Here is a 24,201-nt window from a genome sequence, read left to right as displayed (position 1 = left end):
AGCTTATGGCTTGAAGCCTGTAGCCGCCTTCAGACCGCATCCCTTGGAAGCATCAATCCCAACGGCAACCGCACCCGGGCCTCAAGCCCGCCGCCGGAGCGGTTGCGCAACTCGACAATCCCGCCATGCATCGAGGCAATGCGCTTGACGATCGCCAGGCCCAGCCCGGTGCCCTTGCCGCTACGGGCGCGGTCGCCGCGAATGAAGGGGTTGAAGATCACGTCCAGCTCGGAAGGATCGATGCCGGCGCCGCGGTCCAGAACGCTCAGCACGACATAAGGCGCGCTGCTGTCGCCGGAGACATAAGCCGCCACCTCGATACCACTGCCACCATGGTGCATGGCGTTGCCGATCAGGTTGGTCAGCAGGCGCTTCATCGACACTCGCCGCAACGGAAACGGCGGGATGGGCTCCAGGCACAGGCGTATCTGTTCTTCCGCCGTGTTGAACGGCGCCACGACTTCACGCACCAGATCACCGAGGTCGACTTCTTCGATCTGCTCATCACGACCATCACGGATAAACGCAAGGAACTGGTCGAGAATCGCGTCCATGTCCTCGATATCCCGGACCATGCCCTGGGTCAGTTCGTTGTCGTCGACCATCAACTCCAGTGACAGCCGTAGGCGCGTGAGCGGTGTGCGCAGATCATGGGACACCCCCGCCAGCATCAGCTCGCGCTCCTGACCGGCTTGTTCGACATCCTCGGCCATCTGGTTGAAGGCGCGGTAAACCTCGGTCATTTCGCTGGGCGTATCGCTGACCGGCAGACGCACGCTGCGCCCCTGGCCCAGTTGCCGCGCCGCGAACACCAAACGTTTGAGCGGCTGATTGAGCTGACGTACGAAAATCCAGGCACTGGCGGTCGACAGAAAGCCGATGGCGAGAAACCAGCCCAGCACACTCCAGATCTTCTGCCCGCGCAACGGATGCGGATACAAGGGCACCTTCAGCCAACCCTCCCCCAGGCTCGGCGCCCGCACCCACAGCGCGGGCGGTGCGTGCACGCGCAGGCGAACTTCGGTGTCTTCACCCAGCTCGGCCTGCATCTGCCGTTGATAGATCTCGCTGTAGGGCCAGTGCTGCTCACCCTCCGGCACCCCGCCGCCTACCACCCGGATCAAGCCCGCTGCCTCGGCAATGGCTTCGCGATCATGCTCGTCGGCCGCCCAATAGGCGCGCAGCGTCAGCGCCACGCCATGGCTGTACTGACGGTCGACCAGCACGTCTTCGTTCATCAGCAGATAGACGAAGGTCAGTGCCTTGGAAAACAGCACGACGATCAGCACCAGCCAGAGCGTGCGAGAGAAAAAGCTTTGTGGGAACCAGAGCGGGGTCTTCATAGAGGGGCTTTTGAGCTGTGCAGGAGCGGCGAAAAAATGTGCATATCGCACATACACGAACGTCGATAACCCCGCAAAGGGTTACCGACGTATTGGGCAAAAACAGCGCTCTGAACGCCTGAATGCACCTTATTGCTTGGTGCCGGCGCCATCCGGCACAAATACATAACCCACACCCCAGACGGTTTGAATGTAACGCGGCTTGGATGGATCAGGCTCGATCAGGCGGCGCAGACGGGAAATCTGCACGTCGATGGAGCGCTCCAGAGCATCCCATTCGCGGCCGCGGGCCAGATTCATCAGCTTGTCCCGGGTCAGCGGCTCGCGAGCGTGCATGACCAACGCCTTGAGTACGGCAAACTCGCCGGTGGTCAGCATATGTACTTCTTCACCGCGCTTGAGTTCGCGGGTCGCCAGGGACAACTCATAGTCACCGAAGGACACCGACTCGTCTTCGCTGGCCGGAGCCCCAGGAACCGGCGCAGCCTGGCGACGCAGTACTGCCTTGACGCGCGCCATCAACTCATCGGGGTTGAAAGGTTTGGCCAGATAATCGTCGGCGCCCAGTTCCAGGCCCTTGATGCGGCTAAGCTCATCGCCCTTGGCGGTCAGCATGATGATCGGCACCTGATTGTTCGCGGCGCGCAGACGACGGCAGGCAGACAGGCCATCTTCACCGGGCAGCATCAGATCCAGCACCACCAGGTTGAAGACCTCACGGGACAACAGCCGGTCCATTTGCTCAACGTTGGCCACCGCCCGGGCGCGGTAGCCCTTGCTGGTGAAAAAACGCTCTAACAGGCTGCTCAAACCCGGATCGTCATCAACGATCAGGATTTTTTCGCCTTCAGCAATTTGTGCAGTGCTGCTCATTGGATGCTCCTCTAATCTCGGCGCGCATTATGGCGTAGCTAATGTGAAGCGCACCGTGTGCATTGTTAGCAGATTTTACGGTAGCCGCCTTTTGCGGCCTTTTCACTGCTCGAATGGGGGCTGTTACATCGGTGAATCCCCTAACCCGGCTTCGCTGGGTATAATGCGCCGCCTCGAAAGTCAGGCAACGCCAGACAATAGCAGTTCGCTAGTATCTTGGATTTTTTGCTCACATCGTCGCCAGGTGGTCTTTATGGACAGCATTAACAGCCGCATCGCCGAAGAACTCGGCGTACGCCCACAACAGGTCGCAGCGGCCGTAGCTCTACTGGATGAAGGCTCCACCGTACCCTTCATTTCCCGTTACCGGAAGGAAGTCACCGGCAGCCTGGATGACACGCAGCTGCGTCATCTGGAAGAACGCCTGCGCTACCTGCGTGAACTCGACGAGCGCCGCGCCAGCATCCTGGCCAGCATCGAAGAGCAAGGCAAACTGACTCCGGAACTGACCCGCGACATCAATCTGGCCGACACCAAGACCCGCCTCGAAGACCTTTACCTGCCATACAAGCAGAAGCGCCGCACCAAGGGCCAGATCGCCCTGGAAGCCGGCCTTGGCGAGCTGGCGGACGGTCTGTTCAACGATCCGAGCCTGAACCCGGAAGGCGAAGCCGCGCGGTTCGTCGATGCCGACAAAGGCGTTGCCGATACCAAGGCCGCCCTGGAAGGCGCCAAGTACATTCTCATGGAGCGCTTCGCCGAAGATGCCAGCCTGCTCGACAAGCTGCGCAGCTTCCTCAAGCACGAAGCCGTGATCAGCGCTCGCGTCGTGCCTGGCAAGGAAGAGGAAGGCGCCAAGTTCCGCGACTACTTCGAACACGACGAACCACTGAAAAGCATGCCGTCGCACCGCGCATTGGCGATTTTCCGTGGCCGCAACGAAGGCATCCTCAGTTCGTCGCTGAAAGTCGGCGAGGAACTGCCGGGCACCCTGCACCCGTGCGAAATGATGATCAGCGAACGTTTCGGCCTGCAGAATCAGAACCGTGCGGCGGATAAATGGCTGGGCGAAGTGGTGCGCTGGACTTGGAAGGTCAAGCTTTACAGCCATCTGGAAACCGACCTGCTGGGCGAACTGCGCGACGCTGCGGAAACCGAGGCGATCAACGTGTTCGCCCACAACCTGCATGACCTGCTGCTGGCCGCACCTGCCGGCCCACGCGCCACCCTGGGCCTGGACCCGGGCCTGCGCACCGGCTGTAAGGTCGCCGTGGTCGACTCCACCGGCAAGCTGCTGGACTACGCCACGGTCTACCCGCATGTGCCGAAGAACCAGTGGGACCAGACCATCGCCGTGCTCGCCGCCCTGTGCGCCAAGCATTCGGTGGACCTGATCGCCATCGGCAACGGCACTGCCAGCCGCGAGACGGATAAACTGGCCGCCGACCTGATCAAAAAATACCCAGGCCTGAAAATGACCAAGGTCATGGTCTCCGAAGCCGGTGCCTCGGTGTATTCCGCTTCCGAGCTGGCTGCCAAGGAATTCCCGGACCTGGACGTGTCGATCCGCGGCGCCGTATCCATCGCCCGTCGCCTGCAGGACCCGCTGGCCGAACTGGTGAAGATAGACCCGAAATCCATCGGTGTCGGCCAGTATCAGCACGATGTGTCGCAGCTGAAGCTGGCCCGTGGCCTGGATGCGGTGGTGGAAGACTGCGTGAACGCCGTCGGCGTCGACGTCAATACGGCTTCGGTGGCACTGCTGGCGCGGATTTCCGGCCTCAACAGCACCCTGGCGCAGAATATCGTCTCGCACCGTGATGAAAACGGCGCCTTCAAGACCCGCGCGGCGCTGAAGAAAGTCAGCCGTCTGGGCGAGAAGACCTTCGAGCAGGCCGCCGGCTTCCTGCGCGTCATGAACGGCGACAACCCGCTGGACTCCTCGGCGGTGCACCCGGAAGCCTATCCACTGGTGCAGCGTATTGCCGCTGAAACCGACCGCGATATCCGCTCGCTGATCGGCGACGCCAGCTTCCTCAAGCGTCTGGACCCGAAGAAGTACACCGACGAGACTTTCGGCCTGCCGACCGTCACCGACATCCTGCAAGAGCTGGAAAAACCCGGCCGCGACCCGCGCCCCGAGTTCAAAACCGCTGAATTCCAGGATGGCGTGGAAGACCTCAAGGATCTGCAACTGGGCATGATCCTCGAAGGTGTCGTCACGAACGTTACCAACTTCGGCGCGTTCGTCGATATTGGCGTCCATCAGGACGGTCTGGTGCACATCTCGGCGCTGTCCGAGAAGTTCATCAAGGACCCGCGTGAAGCCGTGAAAGCCGGTGACGTGGTCAAGGTCAAAGTCATGGAAGTCGATATCCCGCGCAAACGCGTCGGCCTGTCGATGCGCATGAGCGATACCCCCGGCGAGAAGATCGACGGTGCCCGTGGTGCGCGCCCAGGCTCAAGCCCGCGTCAGTCCTCGACGCCAGCGCCACGCAAGGAAACCCAGACCGCAGCCCCGGCCAACAACGCCATGGCTTCGTTGTTCGCCAACGCCAAACAACTGAAGAAACGCTGATGGATATCCCTGAGAACCTGACCCATAGCGCCTACTTCCGCACCCTTGGCTGCGATGTCCGCAGCCTGGACGAAAGCGGTGTTGCCACGGTCGCCCTGGCGCTGGAACCGCACCTGCGCAACCGCGGCAATGTGATGCACGGCGGGGCGATCTTCAGTCTGGTCGATATCACCATGGGCCTGGCCTGTTCCTGCGCCCATGGCTTCGACCAGCAAAGTGTCACGGTCGAGTGCAAGATCAACTATGTGCGCGCGGTCGGCGATGGCGAAGTGCTGTGCATCGCCAAGGTCTTGCACGCCGGGCGGCGCACGCTGGTGGTCGAGGCAGAAGTCGTGCAGGGCGACAAACTGGTCGCTAAAGCGCAAGGCACGTTCGCAGTGCTATAGCCGTGTCGGTTTGATTTGGAGTAATTTCGGCACTACGAAAGCAGTGCCGAAACCTTCTCGGCACTGCGATTAGACCCCGTGATCGGACCCGGCGTTTCTGACCCAGACCAGGCGACAACGCCAGTTTCTTTCTTCACCCTTGTAGATCGTCTTTTCCACCCCCATATCGGGGCGAATGATGCGTGAAGGAATCCATCTTGAGCGAACTTCTCAACCGCCGTCTGGCTCTGCTTGGCGAGCGCGCAAACCTTAGCCTGTTGGAACAGTGCCTGCACGGTATCGAGCGTGAATGCCTGCGCGTGACCGGTGAAGCCCGTCTGGCCCAGACCCCGCACCCGGAAGCCCTGGGCTCGGCACTGACCAACGGTCTGATCACCACGGACTATTCCGAGTCGCTGCTGGAGTTCATCACACCGGCTCTGGCCAGTCCGGCCGAAACCCTGGACAGCCTCGACAAGATTCACAGGTTTGCCTACAGCAAGCTGGGCAACGAGTTCCTCTGGAGCCCGTCCATGCCCGTCCCGCTGCCTGCCGAGGAAGACATTCCGATTGCCTATTACGGCACTTCGAATATCGGCAAGCTCAAGTACGTGTACCGCAAGGGCCTGGCCCTGCGCTACGGCAAAACCATGCAGTGCATCGCCGGGATTCACTACAACTTCTCCCTGCCCGAGGCCGTCTGGCCGCTGCTCAAGCAGACCGAGACGTTTGACGGCGATGCCCGGGACTACCAGTCCCATTCCTACATCGCGCTGATCCGTAACTTCCGTCGTTACAGCTGGTTGCTGATGTACCTGTTCGGTGCTTCGCCTGCGCTGGATGCCGGTTTCCTTCGCGGCCGTTCGCATCAGCTGGAACAGTTCGACGCCGATACCCTGTATCTGCCCTACGCCACCAGCCTGCGCATGAGCGACCTGGGTTACCAGAGCAACGCCCAGGCCGATCTGACGCCGTGCTACAACGACCTGATCAGCTACACCGACAGCCTGCGCAAGGCGGTAGCCACCCCGTATGCGCCGTACGTCGAAATCGGTACGCACAAGGACGGCGAATGGATTCAGCTCAACACCAACGTGTTGCAGATTGAAAACGAGTACTACTCCACCATCCGCCCAAAGCGCGTGACCTACTCGGGCGAGCGGCCGATTCAGGCGTTGATGTCCCGTGGCGTGCAATATGTGGAAGTGCGCTGCCTGGATATCAACCCGTTCCTGCCGACCGGTATCGACCTGCAGCAAGCCCGCTTCATCGACGCCTTCGTGCTGTACTGCGCCTTGCAGGAAAGCCCGCAACTGGCGAACAACGAATGCAGCGGCGCGTCTACCAACTTCCTCACCGTCGTGAAGGAAGGCCGGCGTCCGGGCCTGGAACTGCAAGGGCCCAACGGCAACGTCGAGCTCAAGGTCTGGGCCACCGAGTTGCTTGAGAAAATAGCGCCGATTGCAGCCTTGCTGGATCAGGCTCAGGGCGGCGACGAGCACGCCAAGTCGCTGCAAGTTCAACTGGCCAAGGTCAAGGACTCGTCCCTGACGCCATCGGCACAGATTCTGGCGAGCATGACCGAACACAAGGAAGGCTTCACCGCTTTCTCGTTCCGCCAGAGCCAGGCTCATGCCGAGTACTTCCGCAGCCAGCCACTGAGCGTCGAGGAACAGGCTCGCTTCGAAAGCCTGGCCAGAACCTCGATCGCTGAACAGGCGGAGCTGGAGCAGACCGAAGAGCCCGTCGATTTCGACACCTTCGTCGGTGCCTATCAGGCGAGCATTCTGGCGATCAGTAACTAGCGTGCTGTAGACGTCGGCTTGCCGGTGTGGGAGCCGCCTTGGTGGCGATCGAGTGCGGAGCACTCGCAATTGCGTCGGTGACTGATCCGACGTCATCGCCAGCAAGCCGGCTCCCACAGGACCTCATTCCATATCGGATTTTCTGCTCGTACGCACCTCCCGCGCCGCATCCGCCATCGCCAACCAGCTCCGTCTGGCCCGCACATAATCCTGGGTGGGCCTCAGTCCGACAAAAAACTCGATGGTGTCCTGGGCCGTGTCGTGAAAATTCACGCACTCAAGGGCTATCAGGCGATGGTCGATCAGCTCGACGAACAACTGCGCCAGAGACTGCGGGGTAAACACCCAGCAGTGCACGTCGTGATAAGCCCCTGAATCCAGTATCTGCCGTGCAATTCCCTGCGCATCGCCGAGGCTATGGTGATGTTCAAGCCGGTCAGGCTCGATCAGCCCGCGCCACGCCTTGGCGCCATCCAGTTTGACGACGTTGAGCACATAATCCATCACGATATGCGCCAACGGCCAGCGCGCTTCGACCAGATGGGCATACAGCACATCGCTCAAGCGAGTTGTGTTCCTGAGGTAGTCAAAGGTGAAGCGCTTGTCCGGCACTACCAGCCGAATCTCCCCGCCCTCCTGCAGGATCGACGTCAGCTCGTTGAGCCAGCCGATCAGGTCCGGCACATGTTCGATAACGTGAGAGGCGACGACATAATCGACCTTGCGACCCACCGCCTGCGCCAGGGTCTTTTCAGCGAGAACAGCCGTTACCTCGACTATTTCATCGATCTGTACATCCGGGTCATGACGGTATTTGTCACGCAGCGCTTGGGTACTGGCGTGATCGGCGTAGATGACTGCGTGGTCGGCAGCCTTGATGAAGGGGCGGCATAGCGCACCGATCTCCAGGCCAAGCGTACCTTCCAGGGTCAACCCCGACAGCAGCTTTGCTCTTCGGTCCATTGGCATATTCCTTGTTTGAGGACCCGACAACAGGTTGCACAAGGATCGCAATGAGTGGGTCGCGTGATGAGTCTGACGGCAAACTATAGGCTATCGGCGCGGCCTGGACTGGCAGCGCCGACGGCCGTCAATTACAGCGCTTTTTCGAAGATCTTCGAATTACGCTGGAAGTTATACAGCGACGCACGGGCGGCCGGCAGGCGCTCGACGCTGCTCGGCTCGAAGCCGCGCTCACGGAACCAGTGCGCGGTGCGGGTGGTGAGGACGAACAGGGTCTTGAGGCCCAGTTCCCGCGCCCGTGTTTCGATGCGCTCAAGCAGCTCATCACCGCGACCGCCATGGCGGTACTCGGGATTGACCGCCAGGCAAGCCAGTTCGCCGGCCTCGGAATCGGCGATTGGATACAGCGCCGCACAGGCAATGATCAGGCCTTCGCGCTCGACCACGCTGAACTGCTCGATCTCGCGCTCCAACACTTCACGGGAGCGGCGCACCAGAATGCCCTGCTCCTCCAGCGGCGTGATCAAATCCATCAAGCCACCGACATCTTCGATAGCGGCTTCACGAACCCGTTCGAACTGCTCCTGAGCGACGAGAGTACCGCCACCGTCACGGGTGAACAGCTCTGTGAGCAAGGCGCCATCTTCGGTGTAGCTGACGATATGGCTGCGGCCCACGCCACCGCGGCAGGCTTCGGCCGCCGCATCCAGCAGCTCGGCCTGATAGTTATTGCCCAGCCGTGCCAGATGCGCCGGAACCTGCTGCGGACGCAGTTCACGGACCAGTCGGCCGTTCTCGTCGAGCAAACCGGTTTCTTCACCGAACAGCAGCAGCTTGTCGGCACCCAGGTCGATGGCGGCGCGGGTGGCAACGTCTTCGCAGGCCAGGTTAAAGATCTCACCGGTCGGCGAATAGCCCAGAGGCGACAGTAGGACGATATGACGCTCGTCCAGCAGGCGATTGATGCCTTTGCGGTCGACGCGACGGACTTCACCGGTGTGCTGGTAATCCACACCTTCGAGCACACCGATCGGCCGGGCGGTGACCTGGTTACCACTGGTCACCCGCAGCCGCGAGCCCTGCATCGGCGAGGCGGCCATGTCCATGGACAGGCGTGCTTCGATAGCGATACGCAGCGCGCCCACGGCATCGATCACGCACTCAAGGGTCGGCGCATCGGTAATCCGCATGTCGCGATGGTAATGCGAGGTCAAGCCGCGAGCGCTCAGGCGGCTTTCAATCTGCGGGCGCGAACCATGAACCAACACCAGTCGCACGCCAAGGCTGTGCAGCAGCACCAGGTCGTGGACGATATTGCCGAAATTGGGATGTTCCACACCGTCGCCGGGCAGCAGAACGACAAAGGTCCGTTCCCGGTGGGCGTTGATATAGGGAGACGCATGGCGAAGCCAGTTCACGTAATCGGGCATAACCTGAAAAGCCTGTAGAAAATTGGACGAAGGACAGCAACACGCACAACTCTGTAGTCGTTATCGTCGGAACAGGCTTGGCAACACGTGCACTCTCCTTTTATCTCTGGGATTTTCCTGTGGGACCGGCTTTAGCCGGAAAGACGCATTCCCGGCTAAAGCCGGTCCCACATTACATCGCAACATCCAAATCCGCTCACTGCGGGCTCAGGCAATAATGTTCAATCAACTGTCGCAACAGGGTCACTGTAGGCTGCAAGCGTGACATTTCGAGGTATTCCCCCGGCTGATGCGCACAAGCGATATCGCCAGGGCCTAAAACCAGGGTCTCGCAACCAAGGCGCTGAAGATAAGGCGCTTCGGTGCCAAATGCCACTGCTTCGGCAGTATGACCGGTCAAACGTTCCGCCACCCGCACCAGTTCAGCATCGGCGAGCTGTTCGAAGGGCGGCACTTCAGGGAATAGCGGCGCGTAATCGATCTGCACCTTATGGCGCTCGGCCAAGGGCTGCAGCTTCTGCTGGATCGCCGCGCGCAGCACGTTCGGGTCCATGCCCGGCAGCGGGCGCAGGTCGAATTCCAGGGAGCACTGGCCGCAGATCCGGTTGGGGTTGTCGCCGCCATGGATACAGCCGAAGTTAAGGGTCGGCTGCGGCACGCTGAACTGCGGATTGCGGTACTCCTGCTGCCACTGCGCACGCAGGCCTTTCAGCTCACTGATGGCGTCGTGCATGGCTTCCAGCGCGCTGTGCCCCAGGCTCGGGTCGGAGGAATGGCCGCTGCGCCCAAGAATATCGATGCGCTCCATCATCACGCCCTTGTGCAGGCGGATTGGCCGCAGCCCGGTCGGCTCGCCGATCACCGCCGCACGCCCCAGGGGCCGACCCGCTTCGGCCAGGGCCCTCGCGCCGGCCATGGAGCTTTCTTCGTCGCAAGTCGCAAGAATCAGCAACGGCTGCTTGAAGGGTTGATCAAGCAGACCGCGCACCGCTTCGATGGCCAGGGCAAAAAAGCCCTTCATGTCGCAACTGCCCAGGCCGACCCAGCGCCCGTCGACTTCCGTCAGCTTGAGCGGATCGGTTTTCCACAATGCCTCGTCGAACGGCACGGTATCGCTGTGCCCGGCCAGCACCAGGCCGCCAGGGCCGGTGCCATAGGTGGCCAGCAGGTTGAACTTGCCCGGCGAGACCTGCTGGATATCGCAGGCAAAGCCCAGGTCGCCCAGCCAACCGGCCAGCAGATCAATCACTTCACGGTTGGACTGATCCAGCGACGGCTGGGTGCAGCTCACCGAAGGTGCGGCGATCAGGGCGGCGAACTGGTCTTTCATCGACGGCACGGGCATAGACATTCCTCAAGGCGGGGCGACACGCCAGTTCATCATAGGGCCAGATGCTGTCTGGAATAAACCGTTACCGGGCATGTCCTGTACACTGCACGCCATCGCGCAGCCCTGCCCCCCCCGGCTGCGCCTCCCGTTATCAGCTTTACAGCGTCTGGACTCCCGGCCATGCACAAAGAAACCGAAATCAAACTGCGCGTCAGCCGCGAAACCCTGGCGGCGCTGCGTGAACACCCGTTGCTGAAAAAGCGCAACAAAAGTGGCTGGGAACGTCTGGAACTGTTTAACCAATACTTCGACACCCCCGAGCGCGACCTGGCCAACGCCAAGGTAGCCCTGCGCCTGCGTCGTGATGGCGATGCCATTATCCAGACCCTCAAGACCCGCGGGCAAAGCGTGGCCGGGCTGTCCGAGCGCAACGAATACAACTGGGACCTGGCCAAGGCCAAGCTCGATATCAAGAAGCTCGACGGCGAATGCTGGCCCGAGCAGCTGGCGGACCTGGACAAGAAGACCATCAAGCCACTGTTCACCACTGACTTCGTCCGGGAAAAAGCCGAAATCGCCTGGGGCCGCGGCAAGACCAAGGTAGTGATCGAGGCCGCCCTGGATCTGGGCAACGTCATCGTCGGCAAGCAGAAGGAAGAAATCTGCGAGCTGGAACTGGAACTGCGTGAAGGCGAACCTGCCGCGCTGCTGGAACTGGCCGCCGAGCTGGCCCAGACCCTGGCCTTGATGCCGTGCGATATCAGCAAGGCCGAGCGCGGCTACCGCCTGTTCGACGCCAACAGCTACTCCCTGAGCCTGCCTGCACCGCAGCTCGACGGCGAAACGCCACTGGACGACGCCTACGCCGCCCTGGCCTGGCATCTGCTGGGCAGCAGCCAGCGCCTGGCCGAGCAATATCGCTTTAATGGCCACTGGCGCCTGCTGCAGGACTGGGTCGAGCAACTGGCCGAACTGCGTGCCCTGACCACCAGCCTCGGCCAGGCCGCCCCGCGCACCGCTACCAGCGAACTGCGCGGCGCCCTCGACGCCCTGCTGGAAGACTGGCGCCCGCTGGTTCAGGCCGGCCAGGAAGACGGTGACGTCCGCGCCGCCGCCCACGCGCAGTTCATCGAAGAACTGCAGGATCCACGCTGGGGCCTGTTCTCGCTGAACACCTCGCGCTGGCTGCTGGCTCGTAGCTGGACCGCCGAGCGTAACAACCGTGGCAACCGCCAGGGCGCCGCCCTCCTCGCCAGTTGGCTGCCACGCTTGTTGGCGGACGAAGCCACCGCCCTGCAACTGAATCGCTATCAGCAGCAACCGGAAGACCTGGCCGAGCAACTGCCGCGCATCGAACGTATCCAGGCGTGGATGCACCACGCCCGCCAGGTCCTCGACCTGCCGGAAGTCGACCGCCTGTACGGCGAGCTGAACAAACTGGAAGAACTGGCCAACCAGCCGATCAGCGATGAAATCATCGACGCCCGGGTTGAGCAGACCATTGCCGTGTTGCAGAACAAGGCGTGGAAATTGTTGCTGAAAATGTAACCTCGCGCTGCAAATACAATATGTGGGAGCAAGCTTGCTTGCGAAAGCTATCTGTCTGCCGCCGAAAAATGTGCAGGCTGAACCGGCGTCTTCGCAGGCAAGCCTGTTCCCACATTCACAAGCGCCCTGCTGAACCCGAGGAGCAAGTCACCCCACCGGCAAACTCGTCGTCGATTTGATTTCCGACAACGCCACAATCGAGTTCACTTCTTGAATCCCTGGCACCATCGACAGCTTTTCGAAGAAGAAGCGCTCGTAGGCTTCGATATCCGGCGTGACAATCCGCAACAGAAAATCCACCGCTCCCATCAGCACATAACACTCCAACACCTCAGGAAAACCACGAATCGCGTCGGTAAATTCCGTGAAATTGGAGCGTCCGTGAGCGTTGAGTTTGACCTCGGCGAAGATCTGCGTGTTGAGGCCGATCTTCTTGCGGTCGAGCAATGACACCTGCCGGCGGATCACCCCTTCATCCTTGAGCCGCTGAATCCGCCGCCAGCACGGCGACTGCGACAGCCCGACCTGTTCTGCAATCTGCGCGCTGGACAGGGAAGCGTCCTCTTGCAGCAGCGCGAGGATCTTGCGGTCATAGCCATCCAGCTCAATAGACATAACTATTTCTCTTTTTGAGGTTTTCACGCATTAACTAGTCGAAACAAGGCTAATCCATTCGATCATGGATCAGAAATTTCTTTTTCTACATGCAAGAATTTCCCCAGTCGAAACAGGAGACGCCCCATGCCCAACCTCGAAGCCGTGGAAACCGCCCCACACCGTCCGGACACCTGGTCAGCCCATAACAGCCACTGCCTGGCCCAGTACAGGATTCTTGCCGAGGCCGAGCCTGACCTGTTGTGCCGGGTGCTCAATCTGTTCGCCATGCAGTACCTGATCCCGCAACAGGTGAACGTGCAGCAGGCCGAGGACATGCTGATGATCGATGTGCAGATCGACCGTCTGTCGTGGCATCGCGCCCAGGTGATTGGAGAAAAAATGCGCAACCTGATCAATGTTTGTACAGTGGAGCTGGAACAACTCGGGCATTCCCACGTCTCAATTCAATCCGTCTCCCTGGCTGCCAGCTGAGCACCGCTGAAAATAATCGCAACGCTTAACCACACAGAGGGCGCAACAACTGGCACGCTTGGGGCTACTCTTGCTGATCGTTATGAGCTGAACCGCCCAAAGGAAGCTGCATGTCCGTCCTCGCACCATCAACCCAGGACCGCTGGCTGGATCTGAACGAGCTGCTGCGCGATCTGGTCGCCGAAGGTTTCATCGACCAGGCCAGCGCCGAGCACGCCATGACCCAGCGGCGCAGTGCCGCCAACATGCAGCTGCACCCGTTGCAGTTCATGGCTGCGCAACAACTGGATGACCTCAAGCGTCCGGGGCGCAAATTGGACCTTGAGACCCTCACAGTGTGGCTGGCCGCCCGCGCCGGGCAACCGTACATGCGTATCGACCCGTTGAAGATCGACAGCGCCTCGGTGACGCCGCTGATGTCCTACGCCTTCGCCCAACGCCACAAGATCCTCGCCGTGGCGGTGGACCGCGAATCGGTGACCATTGCCAGCGCCCAGCCCTATGTCAAAGCCTGGGAAGCCGACCTGACCCACGTCCTCAAGCGCTCGATCAAACGCGTGGTGGCTAACCCGGCAGATATCCAGCGAGTGGCGGTGGAGTTCTTCCGCCTGGCGAAATCGGTCAGCGGCGCCAATGCCGTCGATCAGAAAATGAACAACATCGGCAACTTCGAACAGTTGCTCAAGCTCGGTTCCAGCGATCAGGAACCCGACGCCAACGACGCGCATATCGTCAATATCGTTGACTGGCTGTTCCAGTACGCTTTCCAGCAGCGCGCCAGTGACATCCATATCGAGCCGCGCCGGGAACAAGGCACGGTGCGTTTTCGCATCGACGGCGTGCTGCACAACATCTACCAGTTCCCGCCCCAGGTGACCATGGCCGTGGTCAGCCGCCTGAAAAGCCTGGGTCGGATGAACGTCGCCGAAAAACGCAAACCCCAGGATGGCCGGGTCAAGACCACCACGCCCGATGGCGGCGAAGTCGAGTTGCGCCTGTCGACCCTGCCCACCGCGTTCGGCGAGAAAATGGTCATGCGGATCTTCGACCCGGAAGTGCTGCTCAAGGACTTCGACCAGCTCGGTTTTTCCAACGATGACCTGCGCCGCTGGCAGGACATGACCTGCCAGCCCAACGGCATCATTCTGGTCACCGGCCCCACCGGTTCCGGCAAGACGACGACGCTCTACACCACGCTGAAGAAGCTGGCGACCTCGGAGGTCAACCTCTGCACCATCGAAGACCCCATCGAGATGGTGGAACCGGCGTTCAATCAGATGCAGGTCCAGCACAACATTGACCTGACCTTCGCCAGCGGCGTACGCGCACTGATGCGCCAAGACCCCGATATCATCATGATCGGCGAAATTCGCGACCTGGAGACCGCCGAAATGGCCATCCAGGCCGCCCTTACCGGTCACTTGGTGCTGTCCACTTTGCACACCAACGATGCGCCCAGTGCCATCAGCCGCCTGCTGGAACTCGGGGTGCCGCACTATCTGCTCAAGGCCACCATCCTCGGCGTCATGGCCCAGCGCCTGGTGCGAACCCTGTGCCCGCACTGCAAGGCGCCTATCGAGTTGAACGAGGTGGACTGGCAAACCCTCACCCGCCCGTGGCAGGCTCCGGTGCCAGCCGGCGCCCATCGCGCCGTCGGTTGTATCGAGTGCCGGGAAACCGGCTATCGCGGCCGCGCCGGGGTGTACGAGATCATGCTGATGTCCGATGGCGTGCGCGACCTGATCAGCGCCGACCTCGACCTCACCGCCATGCGCCGCCAGGCGTTCAAGGAAGGCATGCGCAGCCTGCGTCTGTCCGGCGCACAAAAGGTCTCGGCGGGGCTGACGACGCTGGAAGAAGTGCTGCGGGTTACGCCGCAGAGTGAGCAGCGCTAAAGACAGACCATTCCCGCCGATTGCTTTATATGTGGGAGCGAATTCATTCGCGAAGAGGCAGGTACATTCGACAAATCTTCATCGACTGGAATGCCCTCTTCGCGGATAAATCCGCTCCCACAACCGGCGGCTAATCGATGTATTAATAAGTGTAAAACAGGGAAAAGTTATGCAACTAGGTACCGTCGTCCTGCTGTTCGTCGTTCTGGCGATCGTCATTCTGTTCATGGGTTTCAAGGTGGTGCCCCAGGGCTATCAATGGACCGTCGAACGCTTTGGCCGCTACACCACCACGCTCAAGCCGGGCCTGAATATCATCGTGCCGGTGATGGATCGCATCGGGCGCAAGATCAACGTGATGGAAAGCGTGCTGGATATCCCGCCCCAGGAAGTCATCACCGCAGATAACGCCACGGTACAGATCGACGCCGTGTGCTTCTTCCAGGTGGTCAACACTGCCCAGGCAGCCTATGAGGTGAACAACCTCGAACATGCGATCCGCAACCTGCTGCAAACCAATATCCGCACCGTGCTCGGCTCCATGGAACTGGACGCCATGCTCAGCCAGCGCGACAACATCAACGAACGCCTGCTGCGCACGGTCGACGAAGCCACGGCGCCGTGGGGCATCAAGATCACTCGCATCGAGATCAAGGACATCAGCCCACCCGCCGACCTGATGGCGGCCATGTCCGGGCAGATGAAAGCCGAGCGCATCAAGCGCGCCCAGATACTCGAAGCCGAAGGCCTGCGCGCCGCCGCGATTCTCACCGCCGAAGGCAAGAAGCAGGCGCAGATTCTCGAAGCCGAAGGCGGTCGTCAGGCGGCCTTCCTTGAGTCTGAAGCCCGGGAGCGCCAGGCCGAAGCAGAAGCCCGGGCAACCCAAGTGGTATCGCAAGCGATTGCCAGCGGCAACGTGCAGGCGGTCAACTATTTCGTCGCGCAGAAGTACATCGACGCCCTGGGCAAACTGGCTTCGGCCAACAACAGCAAGGTCATCCTCATGCCGCTGGAAGCCAGCCAGGTGATTGGCGCCGTGGGCGGTATCGGCGAGATCGTCAAAGCCACCTTCGACAGCAAGAAAGTCTGATGTGGGACTACCTGCAAAACCTGTCGTTCTGGGACTGGCTGGGCCTGGGCACGGTGCTGCTGATTCTTGAAGTGTTCGGCGCCGGCGGCTATCTGCTGTGGGTCGGCATCGCGGCGGCGGGGGTCGGCGTGCTGACCTTCCTGCTGCCCATGCACTGGACGATTCAATTTCTGCTGTTTGCCGCGCTGTCGATCCTCACGGCGGTGTACTGGTGGCGGCGCCAGCGCAGCGTCAATCGCCCGTCCGATCAGCCGGGGCTGAACATGCGTGGGCAGGAACTGATCGGCCGCACCTTCGCCGTGCACACCGCCATTGTCGAAGGACGCGGCAAGATCAAGGTCGGGGATGGCGTGTGGATCGTCACCGGACCTGATGCGCCGGTTGGCGCCCAGGTGCGGGTGGTGGCGCAGGATGGGGCGATTTTGCGGGTGGATATAGCCTGATCCGATCAGTAAGAGATCTCCCCCCGCGCGCTGAGGCGCTCCCAAGACCTAGGGGGAATGGGAGAAAATCCCGTGGGAGCGAATTCATTCGCGAATGAATTCGCTCCCACAAAGTTACCGTGATCCAGTAAGTTTTGCCTCGCTCCCAGGCAGGCCTTGGTTGCTATTCAGCCGTCGACGGCTTTTCCCACAAGTTGATCCCGCCTTCCACCGCAAAACGGTCAATCTCAGCCAGCTCTTCAGCGCTGAACGCCAAATTCCTCAAGGCGCCGACGTTTTCGACAATCTGCTCCGGGCGGCTGGCGCCAATCAGGGCCGAGGTCACCCGTGGGTCACGCAGGGTCCAGGCCAGGGCCATTTGCGCCAGGCTCTGGCCGCGACGCTGGGCAATTTCGTTCAGTGCACGCACATGGGCAATGTTCTCTTCCGACAAGTGCGAGGCCTGCAGCGAGCCGCCACCGGGACGATTGACCCGGGCATCCTTGGGAATGCCGTTCAGGTATTTGTCCGACAGCAGGCCCTGGGCCAACGCGGTAAAGGCAATCACCCCGGCGCCCAGCTCTTCGGTAGCGTCCAGCAGGTCTTTCTCGACCCAGCGATTGAGCAGGTTATAGGCCGGCTGATGAATCAGCAGCGGCACATTCCACTCTTTCAGCAATGCCGCGATCTCACGGGTTTTCGCCCCGGAGTACGAAGAGATACCGATGTAAAGCGCCTTGCCCTGCTGTACAGCAGTGGCCAATGCGCCTGCGGTTTCTTCCAGCGGGGTGTCGGGGTCGAAGCGGTGCGAATAAAAGATATCCACATAGTCCAGGCCCATGCGTTGCAGGCTCTGGTCGAGGCTAGCCAGCACGTACTTGCGCGAGCCGCCGCCCTGGCCGTAAGGCCCCGGCCACATGTCCCAACCGGCCTTGCTGGAGATGATCAGTTCGTCGCGGTAGTGCTTGAAGTCTTCGCGCAGCAGACGGCCGAAGTTGATCTCGGCGGCGCCGTAGGGCGGGCCGTAGTTATTGGCGAGGTCAAAGTGGTTGATACCCAGGTCGAATGCGGTGCGCAGCATGGCGCGCTGGACATCGATCGGCGTGCTGTCGCCGAAGTTATGCCACAGCCCCAAAGACAACGCAGGCAGGACCAGCCCGCTGCGGCCAGTACGGCGATAGGGCATGGCTTCGTAACGATTTTCGGCAGCGATATACGTCATCGGATCCTCTCTTGTTGAATGTTGTCGGACGATTACCAGTGTGTAGCAATCGTTTGCGTTGTCCAGTGAAGAGTCAGAGTGCCGGCTTCTGCCAAACGGCTTGCTGGATGTCGACCCGCTTGGGCAACAGATGGTTGTCGTAGAACAGATCGGCGGTCACTTGTTGGGCCGCAATGGTCGCGGCGGTGACCGGCTGGCTCGGCGAGGCCGGGCGATGGTCGATGTACTGGGCAATCACCGTGGCAGGCAGACCCATGCTGCGGGTGAGGATATCGATGCTGGCCTGACGCTGACTGCGGGTCAGGTCCTCGGCAGCGCTCAGCTCATTCAGCACCTGCTGGATAAACTCAGCATTGGCCTGGGCATAGGCGCGGCGCGCGGTGTAGACCGGCCCTGACAGGCCAAGCCCTTCACCGTCGGCGAGCAAGTGGCTGCGGCCTTCTTCAAGGGCGATGGAGTAGTACGGGTCCCAGATCGCCCAGGCATCGATACTGCCGTTTTCAAAGGCCGCCTTGGCATCGGCCGGGGTCAGGTAAATCGGCTGGATATCCTTGAAGCTCAACCCCGCCTTGCTCAAGGCGCGCAGGACCAGATTGTGCGAAGTCGAGCCTTTCTGGAACGCCACCTTGCGCCCTTTCAGATCCGCCACGCTGCGCACGGCGCTGTCGTTACGCACCAGAATCACTTCCGCGTGGGGCTTGCTCGGCTCACTGCCGACGTACACCAGATCGGCTCCGGCAAGTTGGGCGAAGATCGGCGGGATATCCCCGGTCGAGGCAAGGTCGAGGCTACCAACGTTCAGGGCTTCGAGCATCTGCGGCCCGGCGGGGAACTCGATCCATTTGATCTTCGTGCCGTTAAAGCGCTGTTCCAGCAGGCCGTGCTCCTTGGCCAGTACCAGTGTAATGGAGCCTTTCTGGTAACCGATGCGCAGTCCCGGCGGGGCCGCAGCCCAGATGGTGCTGGCAAAGGCCCAGAGCGCCAGCGTCAGGGCGAACAATGTGCGTATTCTCATAAACAACCTATGACTGTTTGAATTGAAATCGATTGGCTGGCCGCTGCAGCCCCAAATTCTCCCGCAACGTGCTGCCTTCATACTCAGTGCGAAACAGCCCGCGTCGCTGCAACTCCGGCACCAGCAAGCGCGCGACATCTTCCAGGCCGCCAGGCAGATGCGGCACCAGCACATTGAAGCCATCGGCGGCGCCCTGTTCGAACCAGACCTGCAGCTCGTCGGCGATCTGCGTCGGTGTACCGACCAGGCTGTAATGCCCGCGACCTCCGGCGATGCGGCGACCCAACTGGGCAAGCGTCAGTTGCTCTTGCCCTGCCAGCTCGGTCAGTAACAGTTGGCGGCTGCGCTGACCGCTGTCAGTCAACGGCAACTCAGGCAGCGGCCCATCGAGGGGATAGCCCGACAGGTCGAAGTTACCGAGCATGCGCCCCAGTAACGCCACGCCAACTTGCGGCTCAACCAGCGCCTGGAACGCCTCGAACTTCTCCCACGCCCGCTCGGCACTTTCATCGACCACGATAAAGACACCCGGCATGATCTTCAGCGAGTCCTCGCTGCGCCCGTAGTCGGCCAAGCGTGCCTTGAGGTCACGGTAAAACGCCTGGGCGTTGCGCAATGAAGTCTGGGCGGTAAACACCACTTCGGCCGTCTGCGCCGCCAGATCGCGACCGGTTTCGGACGATCCGGCCTGCACCACCACGGGCTGCCCCTGGGGCGAGCGGGCGACGTTGAGCGGGCCTTTCACCGAGAAATGCTCGCCCTGATGATTCAGCACATGCAGCCCGCTCGGCTCGTAGTAGCGACCGCTGGCCTTGTCGCGGATAAAAGCATCGTCAGCCCAGCTGTCCCATAGCCCGGTCACGACCTGATGAAACTCCCGAGCACGGCTGTATCGCTCGGCATGCCCCAGGTGCTGGTCGCGACCAAAGTTCTGCGCCTCGGCAGCGGCATCGGAGGTCACCAGGTTCCAGCCGGCCCGGCCACCGGAAAGGTGATCAAGGGAGGCGAACTTGCGCGCGACATGGTACGGCTCGTTATAGGTCGTGGTCGCGGTGGCGATCAGGCCGATGTGCTCGGTCACCGCGCTCAGGGCGCAGAGCAGGGTCAGCGGTTCAAAATGATCGGAGCGCGCCATATGGCTGGCAATATCCCCGGTCGGCGCCGCCACGCTGTCGGCGACGAACAGCGCATCGAACCGCGCCGCTTCCGCAACCTGTGCCAAGTGGCGGTAATGGCGAATATCCAGCCCGGCATTGGCGGGCACATCCGGGTGGCGCCAGGCCGCGACATGGTGCCCGGTGGCCATTAAAAACGCGCCCAGCTTCATTTGACGACTCATAACCTGTTCCTTAGCGATTCATTGAGGGTTGTCGCACGCAACGGCTCAAAAATCCTTACGCAACTGCACGCCGAAATAGCGCTCGTCGTCTCTTGGGACGGCGCGGTAGATGTAGCCGGTGCCACTGGCCAGCATCGGCGAATAGGACTTGTCGGCGAGGTTCTTCGCCAGTAGCGCTACACGCCAGCCATTGCTGTAGTCGGCCAGGGCCGCGCTGGCGTTCCAGATGCCGTAGGCGCCCTGCTTGGTGTCCGGGTTCTGGCTGATGTCGTACTGCACTTCGCTCTGCCAGCTGTAATCGGTGCCCAGCTCGATATCCAGGCCGTTATCCAGCGGGATGGTGTAATCGGCGCGCACGTAGCTTTTCCAGTCCGGGCTGTAGGGCAGCGTCTTGCCATTGACGTTGCAGGACGCCGCCGCGCCAGGCGGGCACTGGAAGCTGTCGATGCGTGCCTTGGTGTAGGCCAGGGCGCCGGAGAACTTCAGATTGCGCGTTGCCTGCAGGGCGTAATCCAGCTCGACGCCCTCGGTGCTGACGCTGCCTGCGTTGATCAGGCGGGTCACCACTTGCCCGGCCACGGTGTCGTAGAAATTAGCCTGATAGTTGTCGTAGTCGCTGTGGAAAACCGCCAGGTTGGTGGTCAGGCGATTGTTCCAGCTGGTCGCCTTGATGCCGACTTCCCAGGTGTTGGAGGTTTCCGGCTTGAGCGCATCGGTGTCACGCGGCTGCATGTTGAAGAACACGTTGTACGCCGGGCCCTTGTAGCCACGGGAATAGGTAACGTAGCTGGTGACGCTGTCGCTCAGGTCGTATTGCAGGCCCAGGCGCCCGGACTTGCCGTCTTCATCCACCGAACCCGAACTGCTGGTGGCTGGCTGAATGCCGCTGACTGTCGTCGCCGAGGTCGAGACTCGGCGGTGATCGTATTCCAGTTCGTCGTGGGTCCAGCGCAGGCCGGCGATCAGGCGCAGATCCGGACGGAAGTTGAAGGTGGCTTCGCCAAAGACCGAGGAACTGTCGCTGGTGGTGCTGTAGTCCGCCACCCCACGGTCCTGTCGAGTCGTGGTGATCAGCGTGCGCTGGTAGGTTTCGGTGTCCTTGCCGTGCATGTAGAACAGGCCACCGACATATTCGAGAAACTCACCCTTGGGCGATGCCAGGCGCAGCTCCTGGGAGTACTGGTCGTAGTCCAGGCGGCCTTTGTCTTCGGTGCCGGGGAAGGCCGCAGTGATGGTGCCCAGGCGGTCGCCGTCCTGATACTGCGCGTTGTTCCAGCCACGCCAGGCGGTGATCGAGGTCAGGGTGTAGTCGCCCAGTTTCCAGTCGAGCTGGCCGGACAGGCCTTGTTGATGTCGTCGACATGGCTGCGAAAATCACTGCTCAGCTTGCGGCTGTCACTCTGCGCGCTGACCGGCGCCAGGGCGCTGGCGAAGGCCGGGGTCAGGGCCTTGCTGACCACGCCATTGGGCGTGTCGTCCCTGGACTGCATGTAGTCGGCGGCCAGGGTGAAGGTCACGTCTTCATTGGGCGTGAACTCGAGCTTGCCGCGAATGCCCTTGCGGTTGTAGCCGTTGACCTCCTGGCCATTGAGCTTGTTGTCGACATTGCCGTCGTAACTGCCGAACAGGGTCGTTACCGAGCCCTTCAAGGTGCCGGGAATCAGGCTGCCGCCAATGCCGAAACGGGTGCGGCTTTCATTGCCGCTGTAGTACGACTGATCGATATAGCCGTGGGTCTCTTCGGTCGGCGCCTTGGTCACCACGTTGAGCACACCGGCGGAAGCGTTCTTGCCGAACAGCGTGCCTTGCGGGCCGCGCAGGACTTCGATGCGGTCCAGGTCGAGCAGATCCAGGGTGGCCTGGCCGGGGCGGCCATAGACCACGCCGTCGATCACCGTGGCCACGGTCGGCTCGACGCCCGGCGATGTGGAGATGGTGCCGACGCCGCGAATGAACAGCGAGGTGTCCTTGTTCGATGCGCCGGTACGGAAGTTCAGCGACGGAATCTGCTGGACGATACTGGCCACGCCGTTGCGGTTATCGCGCTCCAGTTGCTCGCCGTCGATCACCGATACCGCTACCGGCACCTTTTGCAGCGACTCTTCGCGACGGGTTGCCGTAACGGTCACTGACTTGAGCACGGGTTCCTGACTGCTGACGGCTTCGTCGCCGGAAGTAGCGGCCTGCACCATTGGCAGTGCGGCCAGGCTGATGGCTTGGGCCAGCAGCGTGCGTTTGACGATTTCCCCGATTGTGTTTTGCATGGTGTGCCTGCTCGATATGCCCTGATCGGTCAGTCTTCTGCGGACTGACGCCTGAAGTTGTGTACCTGCGCGGTTTTGGGCATTCGCTTGAGCGAGTAGCAGACAAACCAACTTGGTAGCGCTAACATCATCAGTATCAGCAAGGGACGAATAGATCGTCAAATAATGAAAAATTACTTTTATATGCCTTTTAAACCTATGCGGATGATTGCCCATGTCGGATGACTCGCCAGCCACACGCAAACGCAAGGGCGTCGGCCGGGTAACCCTCAATACCGTGGCCAGGCACGCCGGGGTCTCGGCCATTACGGTTTCGCGCTATTTCAATCAGCCGGACCAGGTCTCGCCGGAGCGCCGCGAGCGCATCGCTGAGGCCGTCAGTGAGTTGGGCTATGTGCCCAATCTGGTGGCCGGCGGGCTGGCCTCGGCACGCAGCCGTATCGTCGCCATGGTCATTCCGAACATCTCCGGGCCGATCTTCGCCAACACCATCCAGGGCTTCAGCGACACCCTCAGCCGCCACGGCTTCCAGTTACTGCTGGCATCCAGTTACTTCTCTGAAGAGCAGGAAGAAAGCGCGGTGCGGGCCTTTCTTGGCTGGTCGCCAGCGGCGTTGGTGCTGACCAGTCATTTCCACAGTGCCGCGACGGAAAAGATGATCGAGCAGGCAGATATCCCGGTGGTCGAGACCTGGGACTATCAGCCCGAACGCGGGCCGATGCAGATCGGTTTCTCCCACGACGAAGTCGGCGTGACGGCCGCCCGCTACCTGCATGACAAGGGCTATCGACGCATCGCCTTCGTGCAGAACAGCGCCGTCGGCGACCTCAGCGCCCTTGAGCGGCGCAACGGCTATGCCCGGACCCTGGAGTTATTGGGGCTGCAACCCTGGGTGTTCGCCCCGGAGCCGGACCTGGCGCCATTCGAGGCAGGCAAACAGGCCATGCAGCAGTTGATGGCAGGTGAACAGCGCCCCGACGCGATTATCTTCGCCAACGACAACCTCGCCGCCGGCGGCCTGCTCGCGGGGCAACGCTCGGGCCTGCGTATCCCCGAGGACTGCGCAATCATGGGCTTTGGCGACTACCCTTTCGCCCACATGCTGATGCCCAGCCTGACCACCATCAAACCGCCCGCTCTGGAGATCGGCGTGCTGGCGGCGCAGCGGGTGCTGGAAAGCCTCGGAGTGCTGGTGCCGGAGGGTGAGATCCAGCGGCTGAATCTGCTGGATTGCCATTTGATTGAGCGCGAGAGCACCTGACACCATGCGTCAGTAGGAGCAACTGTCTTCAGTGCCTTTGATCACGACTAATTACCTCAGGGCGTCGTAAGTCCTGCCCCGCCGAGCAAGTCGGTGTCTTTCTGGCCTCAGCAAGGCATCGACGGCGAATCAGATAACTTCAGAACGCCAGGGCGTGCCATCACGCAGCATTGCATTCAAACGGACAATCACCCGCATACAAGCTACGATCGCCACCTTCGCGCACTTACCTCGTTCTCGTAAGCGTTCGTACCTCGCCTTGAAGCCAGCGTCGTACCTGACCATGACCCACGCGGCCATGTACAACACCCGTCGTATCTTCCCTCGACCGCCTCTGACATAACGGGGCTTTGATCCTTCACCGCTGTC

General features: G+C 61.2%; 19 protein-coding genes and 1 pseudogene. 9 read left to right on the top strand and 11 right to left on the bottom strand.

Going from position 1 to position 24,201, the window contains the following annotated elements; genetic code table 11:
* Positions 1-29: 29 nt before the first annotated feature.
* Together M2401_RS14945 and ompR are read right to left on the bottom strand one after the other, a co-directional pair.
* Complete coding sequence (locus tag M2401_RS14945) at positions 30-1,343, bottom strand: ATP-binding protein (RefSeq protein WP_259104011.1); 1,314 nt, start codon at positions 1,341-1,343, stop codon at positions 30-32.
* Positions 1,344-1,472: 129 nt separating this feature from the next.
* Positions 1,473-2,216 carry a two-component system response regulator OmpR gene (ompR, locus tag M2401_RS14940; RefSeq protein WP_259104009.1) on the bottom strand — a complete coding sequence of 248 codons (744 nt, stop codon included), beginning with the start codon at positions 2,214-2,216 and terminating at the stop codon, positions 1,473-1,475.
* Positions 2,217-2,469: 253 nt separating this feature from the next.
* Between ompR and M2401_RS14935 the strand changes: the two genes are divergently transcribed.
* The 3 genes from M2401_RS14935 to gshA all read left to right on the top strand — a co-directional run bounded on the left by M2401_RS14935 (position 2,470) and on the right by gshA (position 6,964).
* Positions 2,470-4,794: a Tex family protein gene (locus M2401_RS14935; RefSeq protein WP_259104002.1), complete on the top strand. Its 2,325-nt coding sequence runs from the start codon at positions 2,470-2,472 to the stop codon at positions 4,792-4,794.
* On the top strand, positions 4,794-5,180 hold the full coding sequence (locus M2401_RS14930) for a PaaI family thioesterase (protein WP_259104001.1): 387 nt from the start codon (positions 4,794-4,796) through the stop codon (positions 5,178-5,180). The genes M2401_RS14935 and M2401_RS14930 overlap by 1 nt, the downstream gene beginning before the upstream one ends.
* Before the next feature lie 197 nt (positions 5,181-5,377).
* On the top strand, positions 5,378-6,964 hold the full coding sequence (gshA, locus tag M2401_RS14925; RefSeq protein WP_259103999.1) for a glutamate--cysteine ligase: 1,587 nt from the start codon (positions 5,378-5,380) through the stop codon (positions 6,962-6,964).
* Positions 6,965-7,087: 123 nt separating this feature from the next.
* Here gshA and M2401_RS14920 read toward each other — a convergent pair whose 3' ends face one another.
* The 3 genes from M2401_RS14920 to argE form a co-directional block, all read right to left on the bottom strand.
* Positions 7,088-7,927 carry a class I SAM-dependent methyltransferase gene (locus tag M2401_RS14920; RefSeq protein WP_259103998.1) on the bottom strand — a complete coding sequence of 280 codons (840 nt, stop codon included), beginning with the start codon at positions 7,925-7,927 and terminating at the stop codon, positions 7,088-7,090.
* 131 nt (positions 7,928-8,058) lie between these two features.
* Complete coding sequence (argA, locus tag M2401_RS14915) at positions 8,059-9,357, bottom strand: amino-acid N-acetyltransferase (protein ID WP_259103996.1); 1,299 nt, start codon at positions 9,355-9,357, stop codon at positions 8,059-8,061.
* A gap of 196 nt (positions 9,358-9,553) precedes the next feature.
* On the bottom strand, positions 9,554-10,702 hold the full coding sequence (gene argE / locus M2401_RS14910; protein ID WP_259103994.1) for an acetylornithine deacetylase: 1,149 nt from the start codon (positions 10,700-10,702) through the stop codon (positions 9,554-9,556).
* Positions 10,703-10,867: 165 nt separating this feature from the next.
* Here argE and M2401_RS14905 point away from each other — a divergent pair, with 165 nt between their 5' ends.
* On the top strand, positions 10,868-12,235 hold the full coding sequence (locus tag M2401_RS14905; RefSeq protein WP_259103992.1) for an inorganic triphosphatase: 1,368 nt from the start codon (positions 10,868-10,870) through the stop codon (positions 12,233-12,235).
* 147 nt (positions 12,236-12,382) lie between these two features.
* On the opposite strand, the gene M2401_RS14900 is transcribed toward M2401_RS14905, so the two are convergent.
* Positions 12,383-12,850, bottom strand: a complete 468-nt coding sequence (locus M2401_RS14900; RefSeq protein ID WP_259104468.1) for an Lrp/AsnC family transcriptional regulator — start codon at positions 12,848-12,850, stop codon at positions 12,383-12,385.
* A gap of 126 nt (positions 12,851-12,976) precedes the next feature.
* Between M2401_RS14900 and M2401_RS14895 the strand changes: the two genes are divergently transcribed.
* The 4 genes from M2401_RS14895 (at position 12,977) to M2401_RS14880 (ending at position 16,752) form a co-directional block, all read left to right on the top strand.
* Positions 12,977-13,324, top strand: a complete 348-nt coding sequence (locus tag M2401_RS14895; protein WP_259103991.1) for a hypothetical protein — start codon at positions 12,977-12,979, stop codon at positions 13,322-13,324.
* Positions 13,325-13,434: 110 nt separating this feature from the next.
* The gene (locus M2401_RS14890) at positions 13,435-15,219 is read left to right on the top strand and encodes a GspE/PulE family protein (protein ID WP_259103990.1); all 1,785 of its coding nucleotides are present in this window, start codon (positions 13,435-13,437) and stop codon (positions 15,217-15,219) included.
* 169 nt (positions 15,220-15,388) lie between these two features.
* Positions 15,389-16,309: an SPFH domain-containing protein gene (locus tag M2401_RS14885; protein WP_259103989.1), complete on the top strand. Its 921-nt coding sequence runs from the start codon at positions 15,389-15,391 to the stop codon at positions 16,307-16,309.
* Positions 16,309-16,752 carry an NfeD family protein gene (locus M2401_RS14880; RefSeq protein ID WP_259103988.1) on the top strand — a complete coding sequence of 148 codons (444 nt, stop codon included), beginning with the start codon at positions 16,309-16,311 and terminating at the stop codon, positions 16,750-16,752. Before M2401_RS14885 ends, M2401_RS14880 begins: the two co-directional genes overlap by 1 nt.
* 163 nt (positions 16,753-16,915) lie before the next feature.
* Here the strand turns inward: M2401_RS14880 and mgrA are convergent, their stop codons facing one another.
* The 4 genes and pseudogenes from mgrA to M2401_RS14860 all read right to left on the bottom strand — a co-directional run bounded on the left by mgrA (position 16,916) and on the right by M2401_RS14860 (position 22,571).
* A complete protein-coding gene (gene mgrA, locus M2401_RS14875; protein WP_259103987.1) occupies positions 16,916-17,953 on the bottom strand; it encodes an L-glyceraldehyde 3-phosphate reductase in 1,038 nt (345 codons plus the stop codon).
* A 73-nt stretch (positions 17,954-18,026) separates the two neighbouring features.
* Positions 18,027-18,968: a sulfonate ABC transporter substrate-binding protein gene (locus M2401_RS14870; RefSeq protein ID WP_259103985.1), complete on the bottom strand. Its 942-nt coding sequence runs from the start codon at positions 18,966-18,968 to the stop codon at positions 18,027-18,029.
* Positions 18,969-18,975: 7 nt separating this feature from the next.
* Positions 18,976-20,307 carry an LLM class flavin-dependent oxidoreductase gene (locus M2401_RS14865; RefSeq protein WP_259103984.1) on the bottom strand — a complete coding sequence of 444 codons (1,332 nt, stop codon included), beginning with the start codon at positions 20,305-20,307 and terminating at the stop codon, positions 18,976-18,978.
* Positions 20,308-20,352: 45 nt separating this feature from the next.
* Positions 20,353-22,571: pseudogene (locus tag M2401_RS14860) on the bottom strand (TonB-dependent receptor).
* 214 nt (positions 22,572-22,785) lie between these two features.
* Here M2401_RS14860 and M2401_RS14855 point away from each other — a divergent pair.
* Positions 22,786-23,832: a LacI family DNA-binding transcriptional regulator gene (locus M2401_RS14855; protein ID WP_259103982.1), complete on the top strand. Its 1,047-nt coding sequence runs from the start codon at positions 22,786-22,788 to the stop codon at positions 23,830-23,832.
* Positions 23,833-23,961: 129 nt separating this feature from the next.
* Here the strand turns inward: M2401_RS14855 and M2401_RS14850 are convergent.
* Positions 23,962-24,201, bottom strand: a 240-nt coding sequence (locus M2401_RS14850) for a transposase (protein WP_259103981.1), incomplete at its 5' end; no start/stop codon positions are given.

It is taken from the genome of Pseudomonas sp. JUb42 (assembly GCF_024807945.1).
GTDB lineage: Bacteria > Pseudomonadota > Gammaproteobacteria > Pseudomonadales > Pseudomonadaceae > Aquipseudomonas.
Note: the sequence above shows the minus strand (reverse complement) of the source record. Positions and strands in the feature narration are given on the sequence as shown.

Bases quoted from the DNA above. Each gene is read 5' to 3' on its own strand.
- M2401_RS14945 (WP_259104011.1), bottom strand. From the start codon at position 1,343: ATGAAGACCCCGCTCTGGTTCCCACAAAGCTTTTTCTCTCGCACGCTC.
- ompR (WP_259104009.1), bottom strand. From the start codon at position 2,216: ATGAGCAGCACTGCACAAATTGCTGAAGGCGAAAAAATCCTGATCGTT.
- M2401_RS14935 (WP_259104002.1), top strand. From the start codon at position 2,470: ATGGACAGCATTAACAGCCGCATCGCCGAAGAACTCGGCGTACGCCCA.
- M2401_RS14930 (WP_259104001.1), top strand. From the start codon at position 4,794: ATGGATATCCCTGAGAACCTGACCCATAGCGCCTACTTCCGCACCCTT.
- M2401_RS14920 (WP_259103998.1), bottom strand. From the start codon at position 7,927: ATGGACCGAAGAGCAAAGCTGCTGTCGGGGTTGACCCTGGAAGGTACG.
- argA (WP_259103996.1), bottom strand. From the start codon at position 9,357: ATGCCCGATTACGTGAACTGGCTTCGCCATGCGTCTCCCTATATCAAC.
- argE (WP_259103994.1), bottom strand. From the start codon at position 10,702: ATGCCCGTGCCGTCGATGAAAGACCAGTTCGCCGCCCTGATCGCCGCA.
- M2401_RS14905 (WP_259103992.1), top strand. From the start codon at position 10,868: ATGCACAAAGAAACCGAAATCAAACTGCGCGTCAGCCGCGAAACCCTG.
- M2401_RS14900 (WP_259104468.1), bottom strand. From the start codon at position 12,850: ATGTCTATTGAGCTGGATGGCTATGACCGCAAGATCCTCGCGCTGCTG.
- M2401_RS14895 (WP_259103991.1), top strand. From the start codon at position 12,977: ATGCCCAACCTCGAAGCCGTGGAAACCGCCCCACACCGTCCGGACACC.
- M2401_RS14890 (WP_259103990.1), top strand. From the start codon at position 13,435: ATGTCCGTCCTCGCACCATCAACCCAGGACCGCTGGCTGGATCTGAAC.
- M2401_RS14885 (WP_259103989.1), top strand. From the start codon at position 15,389: ATGCAACTAGGTACCGTCGTCCTGCTGTTCGTCGTTCTGGCGATCGTC.
- M2401_RS14880 (WP_259103988.1), top strand. From the start codon at position 16,309: ATGTGGGACTACCTGCAAAACCTGTCGTTCTGGGACTGGCTGGGCCTG.
- mgrA (WP_259103987.1), bottom strand. From the start codon at position 17,953: ATGACGTATATCGCTGCCGAAAATCGTTACGAAGCCATGCCCTATCGC.
- M2401_RS14870 (WP_259103985.1), bottom strand. From the start codon at position 18,968: ATGAGAATACGCACATTGTTCGCCCTGACGCTGGCGCTCTGGGCCTTT.
- M2401_RS14865 (WP_259103984.1), bottom strand. From the start codon at position 20,307: ATGAGTCGTCAAATGAAGCTGGGCGCGTTTTTAATGGCCACCGGGCAC.
- M2401_RS14855 (WP_259103982.1), top strand. From the start codon at position 22,786: ATGTCGGATGACTCGCCAGCCACACGCAAACGCAAGGGCGTCGGCCGG.